Raw genomic sequence first — 18410 nt, 5'->3', positions numbered from 1 at the left:
CCGATCTACTAGATCGGCTTTTTTGTGTCTGCGCAAAACCCGCGCAAAACTGGCGCAAAACTATCCAGTGATTTCGCTGATATTCAGGTCCGGAATTGCCTCGGACCAGATGACTTCCTCGTGGTCGCGCTGGTAGTTTTTGGTCATCCCCTCGCTCGCATGGCCTGCAATTTTCTGCCCGTCCTTTCCGGCTTTCTTGTACAGGTGCAGTGACAGCGCTCGCACTTCGTGGAAGCCCGGCATCTCTTCTTCCTTCCATCCTGTGTAACAGTTCGCCGCCTCCCTGGCTTCCTTGAATGCACGCGTCAAATACCGTTCCTCAACCTTCGTCCAGTGGTCCTTGGTCTGCGCCTGCTTCTGTTTTCGGCGATCAGGCTTTCGGTGCACCAAGTAGGGCGATACGACATCGTCACGGCAGCGGCTGATGACCGCCTGCAGCTCGGGCGTCACGCGAAAGCGGATCCACGCCGCGTCACTGGCCTTTGCGGTTTTCTTCTGCACCAGATAGAGAAACCCCTCACGCACTCCGTCGAATCGCATGTCGAGGATATCGGTGCGGCGCTGGGCGGTGATCAGGGCCAGATCGATTGCGTTCTGCAGCCAGGCCGGTGCCTTCTCCCTGATAGCTTTCAGGCCATCAACGGTGTGGCGCTTACGCTGTTTCTTCTCAATGCGGTTGATGGTGCTGGCAGCCGGGTTATCCGGGCACAGCCCTTTAGCCGCGGCGTGGTTGAAAATGTCGACCAGCAGCGCCCGGCATTGGTTGGCCGTACGCGGGGTGAGGGCGTCCAGCATTTCTGCGATCATGCGGATCGTGATCTGGTCCACGGCCTTGCCCTCGAACTGCTTGCGAAAGCGTCGAAAGTGTACGGCGTACAGGCCCAGGGTGCCCTTGGCCAGTTCGCGCGGAGGCAGGACATCGCGCTCGTAGGTGTCGAGGAATCCGGCAAACGTTTCTGAGGCGTTGTTCATGACAGCGCCAACCAGGTCGGCGCCGCGCATGAACTCTAGGTTCAGCTGCTTAGCGGCATCAATCGCTTTGAGGCGGTCGGCGCCGAACGGAAACCACTTCCCGTCGGTAGGCCGCCGGTAGCGATAGGTCGAGCGCCGCGCGTCGTAGTACAGGTTCTGCGGAAGTCCCTTATTCGCAGGGTTGCGCGGCCGTGGCACCATCATGCAGCTCCTTTCAATACCATTGCGACCAGGTCGTTGCCGTTCGAGCGGCTGAATGCGGCCCAATCAACGTACCAGAGTTTGCCGATCTGCTCGCCGGGCACCATCCCGTTCCGGATGTGGTTGCGAATAGCCTGCGGGCATTGCGGGGTGCCGCCTTCGCCCCAGCGCCGGCGCTGAAACTCGCTGATCTTTATCAGTTCTTTTTTCATTGGATGCTCCATGCCGCGCGTGGCGGCAGAAGGTGGATAGTGGAAATCAGACGAGGGGTGTGGGCCAGGTTGGGTGGGTGAACTATGGTTTGATCGTTCACCTCGCCAGTTGCATTACACGCAGCTCCCCTCCTGAGGTGTCTGGCGGGGTGAACCCTTACCGCCGCGGCCCCTTGTAGCAGTACACGTAGGCGAACCAGGCGAGGGCGATCATGGCGTCACCTCGCTGCGTGCCCACTGCACATAGGGGCCATCATCCGTGTCGAAAATGCCGAGCAGGAACCAGCCATCATCGGGCGGCGTCTCAGGTTCCCAGCCGAGGCAGTGGGCCTCGCCGTCCTCCCAGTAGGGGTGGGCGTCCAAGTCGGAATCCATGTGCCAGCCGATGACCTTTAGGCCCTGAGCTTCGAGCCTTGCTTTCCATGCCTCGGCGTCTTCATCGAACTCTGGGATATCCGGGTGATACCAATATCCGTCATCGCCTCGCACGACTTCGACGGGGCCAATCAACTTTTCTTCAGACATGACTTCGTCCTTGCCGCTATAGCGGCTGACTTTGAAGGGGGAGGGGGGGGATTCAGAAAAAAACTTCTTGAATCATTTTGGGATTCTGCGCTCCACCGTTAGAGGAGCAACTGTTCCTCGATAGCGGTGAGGTCCGCCTAGGACGAATACCATGGCATCTATTGATGACTTCAGGTTTGAGTCACACAAACTTCTATTGGAGCTGGATGCCGCCACGATGGGGATAATGCAGCTGGTTTCCTCCAGATGCGTTTCAGGCCCCGCTTGGGAAGCTGCAACGAAGAGACAGCACGATGCCTATGAGTGTTGGGACGCTTTTATGAATGCCAGGGTTGGAACTAGCCTCGAAAATTCAGAGCTTGGCGTGTGAACGGCGTTATCGCTTGACGCCGCTATAGCGGCTGGCCTTGAAGGGGCGGGGAGTTACTGCAGGGTGTTGCTCAGGCGTTTCTTACTCGCCGGCCTGCTAATCTTGGAAACGCATATTTTTTGAATTGCCTTTCTGGAATGTGCGTGCGTATTCGCCAAAGGTATTGCCAACCAGATGTTCGGTTCCTGAGCAGCGAGATACGGTAGAGGTGGAGAAAGGTCGACCGCTAGACTGATGCGTAGCGAAAGTGAGTCGCGAGACTCGAAACTGCCAACGCATGACAATCGGGTAGCGCGATGAAAAAAAAGTCATCACCAGAGCACCACCTTCAACTCCGGGTACGTGAACTTGCGCAGTTGTTCAACTCGATGGATCCGACACCTTTTCTTAACAAGGATCTCGATCGCGAAGCGGAAGCGTTCATCGAGACTTGGGCAGCGGAATTCAAATCGGGCAGCCGACTCAGGATTACAATCCACCTTGAGCACCTGCCTGCAGAAGGTGAGCCAAACGCGATCGTGGCCGAGGCAATCCACAATTACTTTGATCATAAGGCAGGCCTCGTACGCGGTGAGTTGAAATATCTCCTTCGTGACGGCCGTATTAGCCTATTGATTGGCATCTCCTTTTTGAGCGTGTGCCTAATCTTGGCCGATGTTACTCGTCAACTTGGAGCTGACCCTGTCATCAACATAGCGCGCGAAAGCCTGGTGATCGGTGGCTGGGTTGCCATGTGGCGACCGATGCAGATTTTTCTATACGACTGGTGGCCGCTTTTACGATCGATTCGTGTCTACAAGTCCATAAGCCGTGCACATGTTCGAGTAGTGCAAGGCAAATAATGTCTATGCAAACTGTAATTCGATTTCATGCAGGCCAGTCATTGGGCCGCTGGGGTTGATGCGCTTCATACCGCCATCTGTTGTTCTTGGCGAAGCGCAGCCTGTACCGCTTCGACGACTCGACGCATGTATGTGTATTCGTGGTTTTCTTCTACAGCCTTGCCATCCAGCGGGTAATGCCATTCCTCGCCGAACAGCTCGGTCAGCAGCTTGCTGTGATGCCAGCATTCGTTTGAGCTCTCGATGCTCCGCAATGCATCGATGTCATGCCAAAGCTCGCGGGCTTCGCCTTTGCTCAGCTCGCCCAGTTCCCAGTCGTGGCGCCCTGTCTGTTGCCGCCTGCGCTGGGCGATGCACTTCTTGGCCAAGGCATGCAGCGCGTCACCGCTGAATCGCGTGTTGCTGATACCTCGATCTAAGCAGTTCAGAACGTAATCCCAGCCGCAATCGGCGACAAACTCGGCGACTGTGCGCGGCCCCATGCCACCCCAGTAAGCGTTCCAGCTGTTGTCCCAGCAGTTGATGGTGATCTTGCCTTGGGCAGTCTGATAGTTTGGGTTGGATTCGATCGGACAATCGCGACGGCCGAAGTCCTCAAGGAACACGGTGATCGGATCGAGCCGTGGTGCGCCGGTGATCACCAGCTTCGTGACTGTCGAGCGCTCAACCTTCAGCGGCTCGGTCGGTTTGTTTTCTGTGGGCATGGGGATACCTCCTCGAAAAATTTTTTCGAGGATTTTGTAAGAAGTGAAATCAATCGGCTAAAGGCGGCCACGTGCCATTCGGCATGTGAAAACCTACCCGGTGATTCTCATGAATAAGTTTTTGATTGACCTGCTCTGTAACGTTATTGCTGATCTTCTTGGAGAACTCTTAAGTCGTTGCGTTGAATGGCTTCTCGCTTTTCCGTGGCATGCGCTGTTTAGCTGAGCTATGCCGCGAGCCGCTGGTAGAGCTCAATGATGTCGGCGGCGTTGGCCTCAACCAGCGCTTCCGCTTCGTCCGGACAAACGCTGTTGCCGATCAACCGTACCTGGTCGGTCTTACTGATGTCTTGCCACTCTTCGGCACCGGTGACCGGGTCGACAAAGAGTCCGCGATCAATGATGTAGTCCTTGTCGAAGCCTTGGGCCGCTTTCAGCTCAGGCGGCTGCAGCATGCGCAGAGTGATGTCCACCAACACATAGCCGCCGACCATGACCATCTCGGCCGGGTCTTTGAAGTGTTCCGGCAGGTATTCGTGCATGAAGGCAGCGCAACGACGGGCGCCTTCCAGTTGCTCTGGCGTCAGCGTGTTCGGCACCTGCACAACCTCGACCAGCGCAACCCGGTCTTTTGTTGGCAGGGTGTGCATCGGCTCAGTCAGCGAAATACCGTCCTTCTCGTTGCCGTAGTACTTCACCAGGTATGCGTTTGCCAAGCGCTGGTTGGCGCCAGACTGGCAGATGGTCGAGAGCGGCGAGTCGGCGGCGCGGCCATCACCGTCGTAGAACCCGCCGTTTGCTTGTTCGAAGAACGCAGCCGATACCGCATGGTGTCCGGTACTGGTAGCAACCACGCCGAGCGGGCTGGCAACGTCTGCCCCAACTGACCCTTTCCGAAGGGTGACCATGTTCGCCGAGACAAGCGCTTGCTCGCCGCGGTTGGCGCCAGTGACTGTACGGAAGGGGTCATTAGGCGAGTAACCGCTTCGCTCACCATGGTGAGTAAGGTGGGTCAGGTGGCAAGCAGCCATGGCGAAGTGGCCGCCTTTGACCTGGGCGACCTGAGTGCGCAATGGTTCCTGCACATCGAAGTTGCGTTGTGCAGAGCCGTTGGCGCACTCGGTGAGGAATGGCGCGGCGACTGGCTGCACCAGGGCGTGGTGAGTACCGCCGGCGCTGATGGTCGACAGGGCTTCGTCCGTGCCGTGGGTGCTGGTGTGTGATTCCGAGGTGCCCCGCATCGGGACAATGAACGGCTTGGCGCTGGTCAGCACATGACGCCAGCAGCCTTTGGCAACGCGGCGCATGGTGTTCTCAGCCATAGGCTTCTCGCGGAAGATGGTGCGGCCAAGATTGCTCCAGTCGATGCACTCAGCGGCGGTTCGCCATGGCTGTTGTTTGGCGGTCGGCACCTTGTGGCGCTTCGGCGCTGGCCAAACGATCGGCTTGCCGTCACTTCGTGCCACCAGGTACAGGCGCTTGCGGATAGTTGGGGTGCCAGCGTTCGCCGCGATGCGTTCGCGCCATTCGACGTTGTAGCCCAGGCCGCGCACCAGCGCTTCCATCGGAACGAACTCGCCGATGGCGCCCATGATCTCCGGCATATCCGGGTGATCGGCGGGCAGCCCGACGCTGATAGCAGCAATGAACGCCTTGAAGGTGCGCCCGCGTTCGGCCTTGATCGGTTGGCCTTCGTCGTCGATCGGCCCCCAGTCGCAGAACTCCTCGACGTTTTCGAGGAAGAGCAGCCGTGATTTTGTGATGAACAGCCAGCGGATCACCACCCATGCCAGCCCGCGAACGCCTCGGTCACGCGGCGCGCCACCCTTAGCTTTGCTGTGATGCCGGCAATCAGGGGATGCCCAGATAATCGCCACTGGCTGGCCGCCGGTTGCTTTGCGAGGGCACACTTCGTACACGTCGGCGACATAGTGCTCTGTCTGTGGGTGGTTGGCGCGGTGCACGGCCAGGGCGATTGGGTTGTGGTTTACCGCTACGTCCGGTTCCCGATACGCCCGGGCAATACCGGTGCTGGCGCCACCGCCGCCGGCGAACAGGTCCACCACCAGTTCCTTTTCGAACGGCAGGCCCATGGTTGGCTGACCATGGATGAACTTGGGAAACATCTGTTGTGCGGACATAAAGGATCCTCGCCGGCTGGCGTGATTCGTAGAAGTGGGCTATTGGTTTATGCTCGATGCAGCCCGACGGGAGACTGACATGAGACTGCAAAGCGATATCGATGCACTCGCGGCGATCGAGGAAGACGCCCGAGCGATGCTGAAGCGAATAGGAATTCCCGACGACAAGCAGAAGCTTGAGGTCGTTATTTGCTTGCGGCAGATAATTGATCTTGCTACCTACAGGCAGGCGATTGACCTATATACAGACCATTCAGAGCAGTAGGCGAGGGTGGGTCAGGCCGCCGCTGTCGATTCCGGCGAGTAGTCCATCCACGAAAGCTTCGTCGCCGACTTCCGCCTCACATCATTCTGCGGCAGTTTGACCTTCGCCCTGATGACTACATCTCGGCACCGCCCCAGCTTGCGGATACGCTCTGCATAGTCAGCAGCGTACTGAGGGGCGTCGAACATACTGCTGAGCTGGGCGATGCGCTTGCCGTCCATGATCTTGACGACGCGATCCTCGACCGCCTCAAGCCACTGACTCATCGAGAGATCGATCCGGCGGCCATCTTTGATCTTGAAGTCGCGAACTTTGCGCTTCGCCTCTTCGCGGGCGAAGTGCTCATTCATTCCGAATACAGCAAAGGTGCTCATGGCATCACTCCAGGCAGTCGAGCGCTTTCTGCAGCAGCGCATTCAGTGACAGCTCCCGATCTTTCGGGTCCATGGCTCGCTTGATCCACTCGCAAGCCTCCGCTGCGCCATCGCGTAGGTTTTCAGCCTCTTCCTCGGCGTCTTCATTCGCGCTTTCCAGCTGACGAATATTCTCTTGCAGCTCATCGCGCTCGGCGCTTGGATCGATGCATTGCGCGGTGAGGCGTCGGGTCAGTTCGGCGGCGGCCGCCGGATCGAGCGCCGCGTAGTGCAGGCACTCTTCGTCGCTCAAAGCATTTGCTGGAATGCTCATGGGTTATCTCCAGTCAGGCGCCGCCCTCCGTGAGCGGATGCGGTGGCGTGTTTGTTTTAGATGATGTATTACAAGCTTCCGATATCGGCGCTTAGGGATGTGCAGCTTTGGACGGATTAGTTAAGGAAGTAATACCGCTGCTTCAATATCTGATTCCGGGATTTCTGACGGCGTGGATTTTTTACTCGCTCACCGCCTTCAAGAGACCCGATACTTTCGGACAAATTGTTCAGGCGCTCATATTTACGCTTGTGATTCATGGGTGTGTGGTGACCTTAGAGGCTTTCTTTCTAATGGTCGGAAATCACGTTCACTCGTTTGGCTATTGGGATGCAAAAGCTGAAGCGGCGTGGTCTTTTGTGATAGCGGTATCGATAGGGCTTGCTTCCTGCTACTTCGCAACGAATGACAAGCTTCATGCATGGCTTCGGGATAAGAACATTACGAAGCAAACCTCATACCCGACAGAGTGGTACAGCGCTTTCGCTAGCTACGACCGCCTAGTCGTACTTCACCTTGTAGACGAGCGACGCCTTTATGGTTGGCCTCTAGAATGGCCAGCCGAGCCAACCCAAGGTCAATTTATGATTCAGGATCCGAGCTGGCTAAAGGATGACGGCACTGAAGAACCATTCGGCGCCGAGTTCTTGGTGATAGACTCTTCAAAAGTACAATGGGTTGAGTTCAGTAACGATATTCCGGAGTAAATTATGACCAGCAGAGCCCCCCAGCCAATGCCGGCAAGCATCGCAAGAAAAGTTATCGCTCAAGACGAAAAGAGTAAACCTCGTCCAACCGACGTTAGACCAAAGGCGCCTTCGGCTCCGCCCCCACTGAAAAAGTGATTGATTTCGGCTCGACAATTTCGTCTTCTGTATCGCTGGGATCTGCACTCAAGGCTGCAAGGCTTTTACTGAGGAAACTTTGCGACACCTTTTCGGTAATCTCATAAGGTATCGTGACACACTTCAGCATCCGCGCCGCCGTTTCGAAGTCGGCGGCCAGCACGTTACGCAGCAGGTTCTGGTAAACCTCCTGCTGATTGTTGAATCCGTGGGCTTTCATGAGCTGCTTCAGTCCAGCTTTGAAGCCGCCGGCCAGCTCATCCTGAACGCGCTCGACATTCTTTGCTGCGTCGTCCGCTTCCTTCTTCTCGCGCTTTCTCTTCTGCTTCAGTGCTTCCGCTGTCGACTGTTCTTGCTCGGCCATGTCCTGTCTCTTCGATTCCGCTCACTGGTAAGTCCAGCCAGGTAGGCCGGCGCCTCGTGCTGACCATCTTGTTGATCCGCCTCATGAGGGTTCGGCGAACTTGAAGTTGTTTTCTTGGGCGATCAGCTGAACGCGCTTGATGTGCATCTTCAGTGCCTTGGCTGCCTCGGCGGCGGTCATGCCTGCTTCGGCCTGCTTCCTGACCTTTGGGGCTAACTTGTCCCGTTCGATGCGGAGGCGTTCGTGGTGAGCGGTGGTGCCGTGGAAAGGTCCATAGGTACCGACACCACTTGCGATCTGCTCAGGCGTCTTGCCGGCGGCGAAGAACTGATCCATCTGCCGGTTCAGATCGGCAATGACCGCGTCACGCGGGTGGGGCATTGGTACGGCGATCACTTCGCACCTCCCTGCAAGCGATTAACCTTTTCTTCGAACTGAATTGCGAGGTCATGGGCGGCCTTGTAATTCTCGCGAAAGGCGCGAGTTTTTCCGCTGGTGAGGTCGATCACCTGGAACATGCCAACGCTTTCGCCGGCAACTTGGAAGCGCACCGGCTTGGGTGGTGTCCGGCGAGCAACTCGACCGAAAAACTCGGCTCTGGCGGCATGAGTTTTTTGCAACAGCGCACCGAGTTCGTCGACGCGCTCTTGAAATGATGGATGCATGGCTGATCCTCGATGCTGGTTGCGTGTATTCGTCAGCGCTCTGACCGCCTGCTGGTTGCCGTTGGGTGCAGGAGAGAGTGCTGACGAATAAAGGCAGGCGTAAAAAAGCCCGATCGGAACCGGGCTATTGTTGTGCGTCACACAGACCTCCCTATGTGAGCACTGATGCCTTCGTTTGGAAGGCGCTGTGTTATGAGCTATTTCATTGCCAATCCTCCGTGCTGAATGAGCTGATCAATGCAGGTGGCCGGTATAAGCCGGGGATTCGTCCGCATCAGTGATATCGAATCAAGCGAACAGGGCGGGCGCTTCAGCCTGGCGCACCATCCGGACCTGAGATGTGCGCCGCTCAGGAATCCGGCGATCACGTCGCATTGAGTCGTCGGCAATCATCGAGTGCATGGCGATAAAGCCGGCCAAGATGATGCACATCGGGGAAATGATTTGGCGGCGCATTGCCTCGGCGATCATCGCAGTCTGGCGATGCACGCCCAGCTTGAACATGGCGTTTGATAGGCGCTTTACTACCGTGCCAGGCTCAACGCCGAACGCCCGGGCGATCTCTTTTGCCGTCATGCCCTGGGCTACTGAAAGTAGGAACTGAAGCTCTCGCGGTGCAAGGCCACGACCGAGGTGGCCTTTCCATGTGCCGTTTACGATTTCTGTTTCCATCGTCGTGACTCCCGGTTGTTTTCCCAATGCACCCGGCCAACCAGGTGCATCAGTGAAAGTTTCCGTTCTAAAGAGCGATCTCATTACTGAGCCAGTCGGTCCCCTTATCGGGGGCTGGGATCAGGTTTCCCCCTGATCGTGGTAGCCAGTGAATCTCTGGCTTGTCTTGACCGGTAGTTATCCGGCGAGGTGTTTCTTGGAGCTGCTTAAGTACAAGCAGACTTGCATTAATAAAAGCATGCTTGTGTATTTAATGCAAGCAAGCTTGTGCGAAATTTATGTACTGTATGTACGTACAGTATTCGTGGAAAGGACTAATGAGTAAGCAACAGAAGAAGTCGAAGCCGCAGGAACACCAAGAAATGACGGGGCTCGAGAGGCTCGGACTTAGGGTGTCAGCGATGATCAATTCGCCGATTGCTCAGTTGGGGCGCAGGGTGTTGATTCACCGCATGGACACGGATGAAGACGACGCGTGGGATGCAGTAATGGAGTTGTTGGCCGAGACGGACGGTCTTGAGATGACCTTCAATGATGACGGCTCTGTGACGTTGCAATGGGATCGCCAGACCGATGATGACCGAGTGATCGAGGTGGAGGATGTAGGCTTAGTGGAGGAGCCAGCGCCTTTTTGAGCGCGCATAAAAAAGCCCGCTTCTGCGGGCTTTTGCTGGATCTATAGGAGGACGGTACCCGTCACAGCTTCTGCGCATTCCAGACTAAGAGAACCTTGGCGTGGATGATTACTTCATTCATCGGCACCACACGGTCCTTGTGTTTTGGATTGTCCGAAATCAGTTCGTAATTATCTGCATCGAACACCTGAAGCCGCTTAATGTAGAGCAGGTCGTGCCAGGTGAGGACGTAGACACCATCGCCCGCGAATTCTGTAACACCGCGATCGACGATAATCGGGTCCTTGTCATTGATTGTTCCTTCCATGCTCTGACCCCAGCCAGTGATGATGGCCAGGCTGGCCGGCGCAGTGTACTGGACGCCTTTATCGCGCAGTACATCCTGACTCATGACCACGTTTCGGATTGCTTCGGAGTAGTCGGCCGGAACTTGACCATGCCCCATCGCGCCCCGAATATCGTACTGCGGGATCGATATGTCGCCTTCCTTCAGTCGGAGCCCAGAGAAATCGGCGGAGATCACATTGCTGCTGTTGGTGGCTCCATCGGAGTTGACCGTGACCGCATCAACGATCCTCTTGCGAGCTTCTTCTGACAGCGCCTTCCCATGCTTCTCCAGCATTTTCTGGACGATGTCTGCTGCACCAGTGGGGTCGGAAACCTGATCCTCTGTGTTTGCAACTGATCCCTTTCTTCTAGGCGGCTCGCCCTTACCAGACAGTAGCCAATCGACAGTCGTGTCGTAGCCCTCGGACAAGGCAACGAGATTCTCGTTTTTGATGTTCTCGGTATCGCCGGCAAACCACTGGCGAACGGCTTCGTAGCTAATCCCGCAGGTAGTAGCAATGTCCCTTTTTACGCTCCGGACGCCGAGGGCGGGCTTCCGTGTGAGCACGAGCTTTGTAATTCGATCAGTGGTTTTCATGGGTGCAATCTACAAGAGTGCTTGTCAAGCATGCTTGTTTTGAATACACAAGCATGCTTGAATATCTGGAAGCGCAAAGGAGGTCGGCATGACCAAAGCCCAAGCAATCAAGCATTTCCGTTCTATCTCCGCGCTGGCCAAGGCTCTCAACGTTACCTACGAGGCTGTCCGTCAGTGGGATGAGGTGCCGGAGTTGCGCCAGTACCAAATCGAGCGAATCACCAAAGGCGCTCTGAAAGCCAAGCAGCAAGACGACGCTGCTTGAGCATGGAACGAATTATCTATTGCCTGGCATCGCACCAGTAGTGATGCAGGTTGGCTGTTGATTCATCCAGTACCCAAATCGCAGACACAAAAAAGCCGGTGGCTAGACCGGCTTCTTCAACAGCACAACAACATGTGGAGCCATTATGAACACGATCGTTGCTCCAAGCAATACGGTCACCATGTCGAGCCGGGAGATCGCCGATCTCACCGGCAAACAACACCAGCACGTCATGCGCGACACCAAACGCATGCTCGGCGATCTGGGTTTCGATGCGTCCACTTTTGGACGCATCTACCTGGACAGTCTGAACCGCCAGCAAACCGAGTACGTGCTCGGCCAGGACCTGGTCATCACCTTGCTTTCGGGTTACAGCGCGCCGCTTCGTTTCCGTGTCGTGACACGTTTGCGTGAACTTGAAAACGTGTCACGGCAGGTTGTCACGATCCCGCAGGACCTTCCCGGCGCGCTGCGTTTCGCCGCTCTTCAGGCCGAACAGAACCTGCAACTGCAACAGGTCATCGACAAGCAGGCCCCCAAGGTCGAAGCGCTCAATCGATTGGCCAATACCCAAGGCTCCACCTGCATCACCAGTGCCGCCAAGCAGCTCGGCATCCGTCCGCAGAAGCTATTCAAGTGGTTGAGCGATAACCGCTGGATCTTTCGCCGCACCAGCTTCTCCAGCTGGTCCGCCTACCAACCTCGGCTGTCTTCAGGTTTGCTCGAGCACAAGCTGGTTAGGGTCGGCGACGGGGAAGGGCAGGAGCTCAAAGTCATCGAACAGGTGATGGTGACCCGGCAGGGCATCGTTGCACTGGCTGAAAAAATCCAAGGAAACACCCTGTGAGCACTATCATCATGAGCGCCTGCTGGCCGCTCCAGGGCATGAGCCCTGCGCAAAAGTCTGTGCTGATTTCCCTGTCTGATAACGCAAATGATGAGGGTGTCTGCTGGCCTTCCATTGCCAAGATCGGTCAAAGAACCTGCCTTGCTGAGCGAACTGTTCAGAGCGCGATCAAATGGTTGTGCTCGGCCGGTGTTCTGTCCATCCGTGAGCGGATGGGTCGCTCGACCATGTACACCATCACCCCCGCGACATATGCACCCCCGCAGGAAATGCACCCCGCAGATGCTGCGGGGACTCCCCCGCAAGAGCTGCACCCCACCCCCGCAGATGCTGCGCCACCCCCCCGCAGCAGCTGCACCCAGAACCGTAATAGAACCGCCACTGAACTATCAGTAGAACCGCCATCTCCTTTCCCGGCCCTGATCGGGCAGGGCAGTGGTGGGGAGATTGCCAAGGTTCAGGACGGTCGCAGCAAAGCGAAAGTCGAAGCTGATCGCCAGGAAGCCTGCCGGGGGATTTGGACCAGTTACGCCGCAGCGTACTTCAATCGCTACCAGACCGACCCGGTTCGCAACGCGACGGTGAATACCCAGATCAACAACCTCCTGAAGCGCCTCGGTGCTGACGAGGCTCGCTACGTGGCTGAGTACTACGTCTCGATCAATGACGCCTACTTGATCCGCTCATGCCACGACATCGGCTCGCTGCTGACCAAGGCAGAGGCTTACCGGACCCAGTGGGCGACCAACAGCCAGGTCAATGGCACTACCGCGAAGCAGATGGAAAACACCCAGGCCAACATGTCGACGGCAGAGCAGGCGAAGGCAATGTTGCGTAACCGGAGAGCCGGAAATGCTTAACCAGAGCGAAATGGACGTTGCGATTGATCTTCTCTGCGGCACCGCTGAGGCGATGGGGGTGACGTTGAGCCCCAATGCTGCGGCGATCATGGCGGTAGACCTGAGTGAGCATCCACTGGGCTTGATCGAAAAGGCGCTCAAAGCTTGCCGGAGAGAGGTCCGCGGGAAGCTGACTTTGTCTGACATCTTGTCACGCATCGAGTCGGCTGATGGTCGTCCCGGAAAAGACGAGGCGTGGGCAATCGCGCTGTCTTCGAACGATGAGTTCGACACCGTAGTGCTGACGGACGAGGTCCAGTTGGCGCTCGGAGCTGCGCGCCCGATTCTTTCTGCTGGCGACAAGGTTGGTGCTCGCATGGCCTTCATCAGCGCTTACGAGCGATTTGTCGCTGAGGCGCGCAGCCAGGCAAGACCGGCCACCTGGCACGTTTCTATCGGTTTCGATGCCGCCCGCCGCATTGCTGCGATCACGAACGCAGTGCAAATGCAGCGGATCCCCCAAGAGCATGGCCATAAGTATTTGGCCGACTTGACGCATGAGCCGGTAACTGAGGACGGTCGCGCCATTGCCGGGCTTATCACTGGTTCTCCTGCGCAGCCGAGCCCTGCTATGAGAGAGCGGCTGAAGGGCGTGAAGGCAAGCATGCTGGAAATGCGTGCCGCGTCTGCTGAGCAGAAGAGAGAAGTCCGCGAAAAGGCTGAACAAGAATTCGCAGCCCGTCGGGCCTTTTTGTCCCAACAGGCAATTGACGCAATGCCACAGGAGGCAATCCATGCCTGACGCACGCTTCGCGCCGCCAGATCCAGCAGCCTACCGGTACGCGGTCCATTGCTGCTCTTTCAAAATGGATTTGGGCGGAACACCTGATCACGCATTGGCGCTTTTCGCTGATGAGGCGATGGCTAATCGGTATGGCGCGTGGATGTGGCCTTCAACGTTCGAGGTGGTCGATCTACTTGCCCAGAAGGAGGGTGACCGTTGAGCACTCAAATCAAAACCCTGACCGTGAAGCTGTCAGACGCCGAGATCGAGCGCAACGCCAAGCTTGAGCACGTGCGTGACCTGCGGGACGCCAGTCATCCAGCGCTTCACTTTCGCTACTGGAAGAACCGTTCCCGGGGCACTTGGTATCTGCTCAGCAAACGCGACTGGCACCGGATCGGTGGGTTTCCAGGCTTGAGCACCAAGCAGGTTGTCGCCGCGCTTCCGAGCGTCCGATTGCGAGTCGCTGCCAATGAAAGCTCAAGCCTTTCCAAGTGGGTCACCACTGGCGAGTTGCTGGAGTGGTACGCCGCGCGGATGGCCCGTGACCGCAACCTGTCCGAGAAGCGCAAGAAGACTGGGGCATCGTTGATCAAGTGCCACCTGGCCCCGTGCCTGGGCGATCTGCCTCTGACTGGTATCGACAAGGCGACCCTCGACAGCGAGCTCATGTGGCCGGCGCAGGAAAGGATCGGCATCGACTATGTGCGCTCGGCGTTCCAGTTGCTGGCCCTGGCATTCCGCCAGGCCTACAAGCTTGGCCTGATCTCGCTCAACCCGATGGCGAACATCAAATTCAACGACTTCTCGAAAGCCAAGGTCGGGATCAAGCCTTCTCGGTTGCGTGGCACCCAGTTGCAAGACCTGATGACGCGCTTGCTCTGCGCCATGGCGAACAACCCTTCGGACGGCCTGCTGGCTCTGATGATGCTCTGCCATGGCACCCGCATCGGTGAAACCCGGCAAGCTCGCTGGTCGCACATCAGTCCGGCTGAGCGCGAGTGGTTCATTCCGGCCGAGCACGCTAAGACTCGAGTCGAGCATCACCTGCCGCTGACCGAACAGGTATGCAAGGTGCTGATCTGCTATCGCGAGATTCAGCGGGCCAGAGGTTATGACGGTCAGTACCTGTTCCCGGCACGCAACGGCAAGCCTTTGAGTGAAGGGCAGGCCAGCGCCGTGTTCACCCGGCTGGGGCAAGGCGAGTGGACAAGCCACGACCTGCGCAAGGTGGCCCGCACTGGCTGGGCAGACATCGGCATCGACCATCTGATTGGCGAGCTGCTGATCAACCACGCCATGGGCCACAACGTGAAGGTGTACATCCAGTCGGACGTAATGGCACGCAAGCGCGATGCTCTGGAGAAGTGGCACGCCCATCTAGATCAGAAGGGTTTTGCCCTGATCCACGGGTTGACCGGCGTTAGATCCGGAGATTTCGGTAATGCCCCGGAAGCGCCAGAACACAAGGTCTGCGAGGCCATTCAAGAATCAACCATAGGCGAGGTTTAAAAATGGACAAAAGGACTCACGGCCCCGCCTTCCGGGTGCAATCGATCCCGCTTAATCAGTGCCAGGTGTGCCTCGGCAAAACGTTCATTGAGGGCGTGTTTCATCAGATCGCCTGCAATCACTGTCACGCATCCGGCTGGGTGGAGGCCGCAACCGGTTGCCCGCTCCCACAGGGTGAAATGCTGATGCAGCTTGGCCTGCGGCTTCGTCAAGCGAGCGAAGAAGTGCGTTTTTTGCGTAGTTCGCTCCCACATGGTGGAGCACAGCAGCAATACGAGCAGAACAACCGCCGCGGTGCCGGCGCATCGAATTTCACGGGGGATTGATCATGGCAAGAATGAAGCATTTCACCGAGCGCACCGCCGAAGATCTGCTGGAGCATTGGGGCCGATGGGTCGTGCTGGGGTCTGGTGTGTCCTGTTGCGCATCCCGCGAGAATACTCTGCACACGCCGATGATCACGGATGACGACGCGCTGATGATTGATGGGTTGATGGGTCGTCTTCTCAAGCGCTACCCCGAATGTGGCAGCGTATTGATGAAGTACTACACCACTCGGGACATGGCACTGGTCGATGTCGGCAAGAAGCTGGGCTTCGGCGAAGAGAAGACACGGCAGCTCTGGAAAGCCGGGATTGCCTGGGTCGACGGTGCTTTGGATTTTCGTCGTGCCTAGGTTTAAGTCCGAAATGTTAATGAGGAAATTGTATCTGCGAGGTGGCTTTTTGATATCTTTGACGGAGTAAGAACACTCTGAGAAAGGATAATCATGGCCTCCATCTTCAAGTATCTTCCCCCTGATCGATCAAGTTTTTTGGTGGATGGGCTAATTAGATTTACTCCTCCGGGCGCTCTAAATGATCCATATGAATGCCTGCCTGCACTGCCTGATGATTTAGAGCAGCTCGCACTTATTAAACTAAGACAGAGCATTATTGATGATCTAAAGCCGTCATCTATAGATGATAGAAATACCCGTAGGGCTAAAGCGGCACAGCTTAAATCGGCCATGAAAAGATTGGATAGCAATCTAAAGAAAAATCCGGGATTTTTTAGGGATGAATTTTATCGACATACAAGCAGTCGCCTTGATAATAATCTCGGGATTTTGTCTCTTTCAAGACGTTGGAATAGTGCGCTAATGTGGTCGCACTATACTTCATCATACGCAGGATTTTGCGTTGGATTTAACAAGGATCATCTTTTTTTTGAGGGTGTGCCTGATACAAAGGGAGAACGCTTTCCACTCTCAGCCGTAAGATACTCGGAGCATAGAACATTAATTCGAGAGCAGCGACTAGGTCATGATGAGTCGATAAATGTGCTGCTTACTAAGTCGATAGATTGGTCTTATGAGGAGGAGGAAAGGCTTGTTAGTTTCTTGGATGTTGCGGACGTAACGAAAAAGTTTGCTCCGTTCAATGTTCATTTATTTAAGGTTCCATTCCAGGCTATTGATGAATTAATAGTCGGACATAGGGCTAGCGATGAAGTCAGAGAGCAAATCATTTCAGCATCGAAACGACTTGGTGTTCCGGCATATGAGACAAAAATTTCTAGTTCTTCTTTCGATGTTGAAAAAAAACTGCTGAGCCCTAGGTGATCTGGAGTTGCGTCTAGAGTTGGTTGTCACGCTCGCTCAGCGAATGTAATGGTGTTTGATCTATACGTTGCGCTTGACATGCCCGGTCCCAATAAGTAGATTTCATTTACTTTGCGGTTTTTCCGCGAGCAAAGCCCGAGCTTCGAGTCGGGCTTTTTGCTTTCTACCGTTATTAGAGCCTCGGCATACGCCGGGGCTTTTTCGTTTCTGGCCACATGCCTGGCTCTTTGCTCCAAGCGGATGACAGTGACATGGTGGCCGAACCTATTCGAGGACTACAGATGAACACAGAGCATCAGGCTCTCGCCGATGTGCCCCTTTGGCTATTGGTATTGTTGAGCATGGCTGGTTTATCTGGGGAGATGTTGAGGGCATCAGGCAGTGACCTTGGTCTTCGGCAGATCTTGCAGCGCGTGGCTCTGCGGTTTCTAGCTTCAGGCCTGTTGGGTATGGCCACGCTGTTGCTCGCGATGGCTCTGTGGAACAACCTGTATCTGGCTGCCGGGTTGGGCATCGTTATCGCGGTCATTGGCGCCGATGTTGCTGGTGGTCTGTATACACAGTTCCTGGCGAAGAGAGCAGGCGTCAGCGAATCATCGGCAGGACCCAACACGAACGGTCAGTAAATCCCGGACTCAGGCGGTGACAGCATGTTCAAGCTTGATCTGGCGTTAGATGCCGCACCGATCACGGCGGGCATGCGGGAGCTGGAACAGAGACACCTACCCTTCGTGCTGGTCCTGACGGCGACCCGGCTGGCCCAGCGGGTCAAGAAGGGCGAGATCAAGGTGATGAGGGATCGGCTCGATCGGCCGACCCCGACGACGCTCAATAGCCTGTTCGTGAAGGCTGCGACCAGGAGCAAGGCCGCAGAGGTCTATTTCAAGGATTCATGGGCGTCAGGCGTTCCGGCCGACACCTATCTCCAGCAAGCGGTAGGGGGCGGGCTTCGGCCTCACAAGCGTTTTGAGAAAGCGCTGATTGCCCGGGGCGTCATGCAGGCCAATGAGTACGCCGTGCCCACCGCGCCGTTCATGAACCAATACGGCAACGTGTCGCGCGGCACCATGACCAAGATCCTTTCGGGCTTGGGCGCTGCCGAGACAGGGCGCGGCTATCAAGCTAATGCCAGTGATAGCGTCCGAAGCAAGCGCAAAGGCAATGCTCATCGCTTCTTCTCGGGAGATGTAGACGGCGGTCGTGGTGTGTGGGAGCGCAAGGCGATGGGCATGGGTGATGCGATCCGGCCCGTCTTTGTCTTCAGCTCCTCGGCGCCTCGGTACCGCACGATCTTCCCGTTCTTCAAGATCGCCGAGAACATTGTGAAAGCCAACTATCCGGCTGAGTTCGCGGACGCCTTCGCCTACGCCACGGCCACCGCGAAGCCCTGACCGCGTGGAGGTCGAGGAAATGACGAAAAAGGACGAAAAAGGTTGGTTTTCGTGCGGTTTTCGCTTGACAGGTAGGGGGGAGGGCAAAACCAAAAGGTACTCCCGGACCCCACCCCCATAGGGGGTAATTCGGGCCCCGCTTCA

The 18410-nt window shown here is 56.5% G+C and carries 27 protein-coding genes; 15 read left to right on the top strand and 12 right to left on the bottom strand.

The features are described from left to right. Positions 1 to 60 precede the first annotated feature (60 nt). The 3 genes from AC07VO_RS12995 to AC07VO_RS12985 all read right to left on the bottom strand — a co-directional run bounded on the left by AC07VO_RS12995 (position 61) and on the right by AC07VO_RS12985 (position 1910). Positions 61 to 1173: a tyrosine-type recombinase/integrase gene (locus tag AC07VO_RS12995; protein WP_495007570.1), complete on the bottom strand. Its 1113-nt coding sequence runs from the start codon at positions 1171 to 1173 to the stop codon at positions 61 to 63. After that, positions 1173 to 1385, bottom strand: coding sequence for a hypothetical protein (locus AC07VO_RS12990; RefSeq protein WP_090318852.1), 213 nt, complete (start codon positions 1383 to 1385; stop codon positions 1173 to 1175). Before AC07VO_RS12990 ends, AC07VO_RS12995 begins: the two co-directional genes overlap by 1 nt. A gap of 210 nt (positions 1386 to 1595) precedes the next feature. Then, on the bottom strand, positions 1596 to 1910 hold the full coding sequence (locus tag AC07VO_RS12985) for a hypothetical protein (protein ID WP_495007566.1): 315 nt from the start codon (positions 1908 to 1910) through the stop codon (positions 1596 to 1598). A 666-nt stretch (positions 1911 to 2576) separates the two neighbouring features. Between AC07VO_RS12985 and AC07VO_RS12980 the strand changes: the two genes are divergently transcribed. Then, positions 2577 to 3122 carry a hypothetical protein gene (locus AC07VO_RS12980; RefSeq protein WP_429543918.1) on the top strand — a complete coding sequence of 182 codons (546 nt, stop codon included), beginning with the start codon at positions 2577 to 2579 and terminating at the stop codon, positions 3120 to 3122. Positions 3123 to 3187: 65 nt separating this feature from the next. Here AC07VO_RS12980 and AC07VO_RS12975 read toward each other — a convergent pair whose 3' ends face one another. Both AC07VO_RS12975 and AC07VO_RS12970 read right to left on the bottom strand, forming a co-directional pair. Next, positions 3188 to 3826 carry a phiTE_072 family protein gene (locus AC07VO_RS12975; RefSeq protein WP_495007565.1) on the bottom strand — a complete coding sequence of 213 codons (639 nt, stop codon included), beginning with the start codon at positions 3824 to 3826 and terminating at the stop codon, positions 3188 to 3190. A gap of 227 nt (positions 3827 to 4053) precedes the next feature. Further along, complete coding sequence (locus AC07VO_RS12970) at positions 4054 to 5967, bottom strand: DNA cytosine methyltransferase (protein ID WP_495007564.1); 1914 nt, start codon at positions 5965 to 5967, stop codon at positions 4054 to 4056. Positions 5968 to 6046: 79 nt separating this feature from the next. On the opposite strand from AC07VO_RS12970, the gene AC07VO_RS12965 reads away from it, so the two are divergent. Beyond that, positions 6047 to 6232, top strand: coding sequence for a hypothetical protein (locus AC07VO_RS12965; protein WP_495007563.1), 186 nt, complete (start codon positions 6047 to 6049; stop codon positions 6230 to 6232). 11 nt (positions 6233 to 6243) lie between these two features. On the opposite strand, the gene AC07VO_RS12960 is transcribed toward AC07VO_RS12965, so the two are convergent. Both AC07VO_RS12960 and AC07VO_RS12955 read right to left on the bottom strand, forming a co-directional pair. After that, a complete protein-coding gene (locus tag AC07VO_RS12960) occupies positions 6244 to 6606 on the bottom strand; it encodes a hypothetical protein (RefSeq protein ID WP_495007562.1) in 363 nt (120 codons plus the stop codon). Positions 6607 to 6610: 4 nt separating this feature from the next. Beyond that, positions 6611 to 6919 (bottom strand): hypothetical protein, encoded by a 309-nt coding sequence (locus AC07VO_RS12955; protein WP_495007561.1) that lies wholly within the window; start codon positions 6917 to 6919, stop codon positions 6611 to 6613. Between the two features lie 107 nt (positions 6920 to 7026). Here AC07VO_RS12955 and AC07VO_RS12950 point away from each other — a divergent pair, with 107 nt between their 5' ends. Next, a complete protein-coding gene (locus AC07VO_RS12950) occupies positions 7027 to 7626 on the top strand; it encodes a DUF6338 family protein (protein WP_495007560.1) in 600 nt (199 codons plus the stop codon). 94 nt (positions 7627 to 7720) lie between these two features. Here AC07VO_RS12950 and AC07VO_RS12945 read toward each other — a convergent pair whose 3' ends face one another. The 4 genes from AC07VO_RS12945 to AC07VO_RS12930 form a co-directional block, all read right to left on the bottom strand. Then, complete coding sequence (locus tag AC07VO_RS12945) at positions 7721 to 8128, bottom strand: hypothetical protein (protein ID WP_495007559.1); 408 nt, start codon at positions 8126 to 8128, stop codon at positions 7721 to 7723. An 81-nt stretch (positions 8129 to 8209) separates the two neighbouring features. Then, positions 8210 to 8524 carry a hypothetical protein gene (locus tag AC07VO_RS12940; protein WP_495007558.1) on the bottom strand — a complete coding sequence of 105 codons (315 nt, stop codon included), beginning with the start codon at positions 8522 to 8524 and terminating at the stop codon, positions 8210 to 8212. Next, positions 8521 to 8934, bottom strand: a complete 414-nt coding sequence (locus AC07VO_RS12935; protein WP_495007557.1) for a hypothetical protein — start codon at positions 8932 to 8934, stop codon at positions 8521 to 8523. Before AC07VO_RS12935 ends, AC07VO_RS12940 begins: the two co-directional genes overlap by 4 nt. A gap of 147 nt (positions 8935 to 9081) precedes the next feature. Beyond that, on the bottom strand, positions 9082 to 9465 hold the full coding sequence (locus AC07VO_RS12930; RefSeq protein ID WP_495007556.1) for a response regulator transcription factor: 384 nt from the start codon (positions 9463 to 9465) through the stop codon (positions 9082 to 9084). Between the two features lie 317 nt (positions 9466 to 9782). Between AC07VO_RS12930 and AC07VO_RS12925 the strand changes: the two genes are divergently transcribed. Continuing rightward, complete coding sequence (locus tag AC07VO_RS12925) at positions 9783 to 10100, top strand: DUF1654 domain-containing protein (RefSeq protein WP_495007555.1); 318 nt, start codon at positions 9783 to 9785, stop codon at positions 10098 to 10100. A gap of 61 nt (positions 10101 to 10161) precedes the next feature. Here the strand turns inward: AC07VO_RS12925 and AC07VO_RS12920 are convergent, their stop codons facing one another. Beyond that, entirely contained in the window at positions 10162 to 11025 is an 864-nt protein-coding gene (locus AC07VO_RS12920; RefSeq protein ID WP_495007554.1) for a S24 family peptidase, read from the bottom strand. A gap of 88 nt (positions 11026 to 11113) precedes the next feature. Between AC07VO_RS12920 and AC07VO_RS12915 the strand changes: the two genes are divergently transcribed. From AC07VO_RS12915 to AC07VO_RS12865, 11 genes are all read left to right on the top strand, one after another. Continuing rightward, the gene (locus tag AC07VO_RS12915; protein WP_495007553.1) at positions 11114 to 11290 is read left to right on the top strand and encodes a Cro/CI family transcriptional regulator; all 177 of its coding nucleotides are present in this window, start codon (positions 11114 to 11116) and stop codon (positions 11288 to 11290) included. Between the two features lie 145 nt (positions 11291 to 11435). Then, a complete protein-coding gene (locus tag AC07VO_RS12910; RefSeq protein ID WP_495007552.1) occupies positions 11436 to 12137 on the top strand; it encodes a phage antirepressor KilAC domain-containing protein in 702 nt (233 codons plus the stop codon). After that, positions 12134 to 12997 carry a helix-turn-helix domain-containing protein gene (locus tag AC07VO_RS12905; RefSeq protein ID WP_495007551.1) on the top strand — a complete coding sequence of 288 codons (864 nt, stop codon included), beginning with the start codon at positions 12134 to 12136 and terminating at the stop codon, positions 12995 to 12997. The genes AC07VO_RS12910 and AC07VO_RS12905 overlap by 4 nt, the downstream gene beginning before the upstream one ends. After that, entirely contained in the window at positions 12990 to 13778 is a 789-nt protein-coding gene (locus AC07VO_RS12900; protein ID WP_495007550.1) for a forkhead box protein, read from the top strand. Before AC07VO_RS12905 ends, AC07VO_RS12900 begins: the two co-directional genes overlap by 8 nt. Further along, on the top strand, positions 13771 to 13980 hold the full coding sequence (locus tag AC07VO_RS12895; protein ID WP_495007549.1) for a hypothetical protein: 210 nt from the start codon (positions 13771 to 13773) through the stop codon (positions 13978 to 13980). Before AC07VO_RS12900 ends, AC07VO_RS12895 begins: the two co-directional genes overlap by 8 nt. Then, entirely contained in the window at positions 13977 to 15272 is a 1296-nt protein-coding gene (locus AC07VO_RS12890) for a tyrosine-type recombinase/integrase (RefSeq protein ID WP_495007548.1), read from the top strand. Before AC07VO_RS12895 ends, AC07VO_RS12890 begins: the two co-directional genes overlap by 4 nt. A gap of 2 nt (positions 15273 to 15274) precedes the next feature. Next, a complete protein-coding gene (locus tag AC07VO_RS12885) occupies positions 15275 to 15598 on the top strand; it encodes a hypothetical protein (protein WP_495007547.1) in 324 nt (107 codons plus the stop codon). A gap of 2 nt (positions 15599 to 15600) precedes the next feature. Next, positions 15601 to 15948, top strand: a complete 348-nt coding sequence (locus AC07VO_RS12880; RefSeq protein WP_495007546.1) for an antiterminator Q family protein — start codon at positions 15601 to 15603, stop codon at positions 15946 to 15948. A gap of 93 nt (positions 15949 to 16041) precedes the next feature. Continuing rightward, positions 16042 to 16875, top strand: coding sequence for a DUF2971 domain-containing protein (locus tag AC07VO_RS12875; RefSeq protein ID WP_495007545.1), 834 nt, complete (start codon positions 16042 to 16044; stop codon positions 16873 to 16875). Between the two features lie 281 nt (positions 16876 to 17156). Further along, positions 17157 to 17501 carry a phage holin family protein gene (locus tag AC07VO_RS12870; RefSeq protein ID WP_495007544.1) on the top strand — a complete coding sequence of 115 codons (345 nt, stop codon included), beginning with the start codon at positions 17157 to 17159 and terminating at the stop codon, positions 17499 to 17501. Between the two features lie 24 nt (positions 17502 to 17525). Beyond that, positions 17526 to 18266: a hypothetical protein gene (locus AC07VO_RS12865; protein ID WP_495007543.1), complete on the top strand. Its 741-nt coding sequence runs from the start codon at positions 17526 to 17528 to the stop codon at positions 18264 to 18266. Positions 18267 to 18410: the final 144 nt, after the last annotated feature.

This window comes from Pseudomonas sp. GW821-FHT03E01 (genome assembly GCF_059420765.1).
The sequence above is the reverse complement of the archived record's forward strand: the minus strand, read 5'-3'. Positions and strand labels throughout refer to the sequence as shown.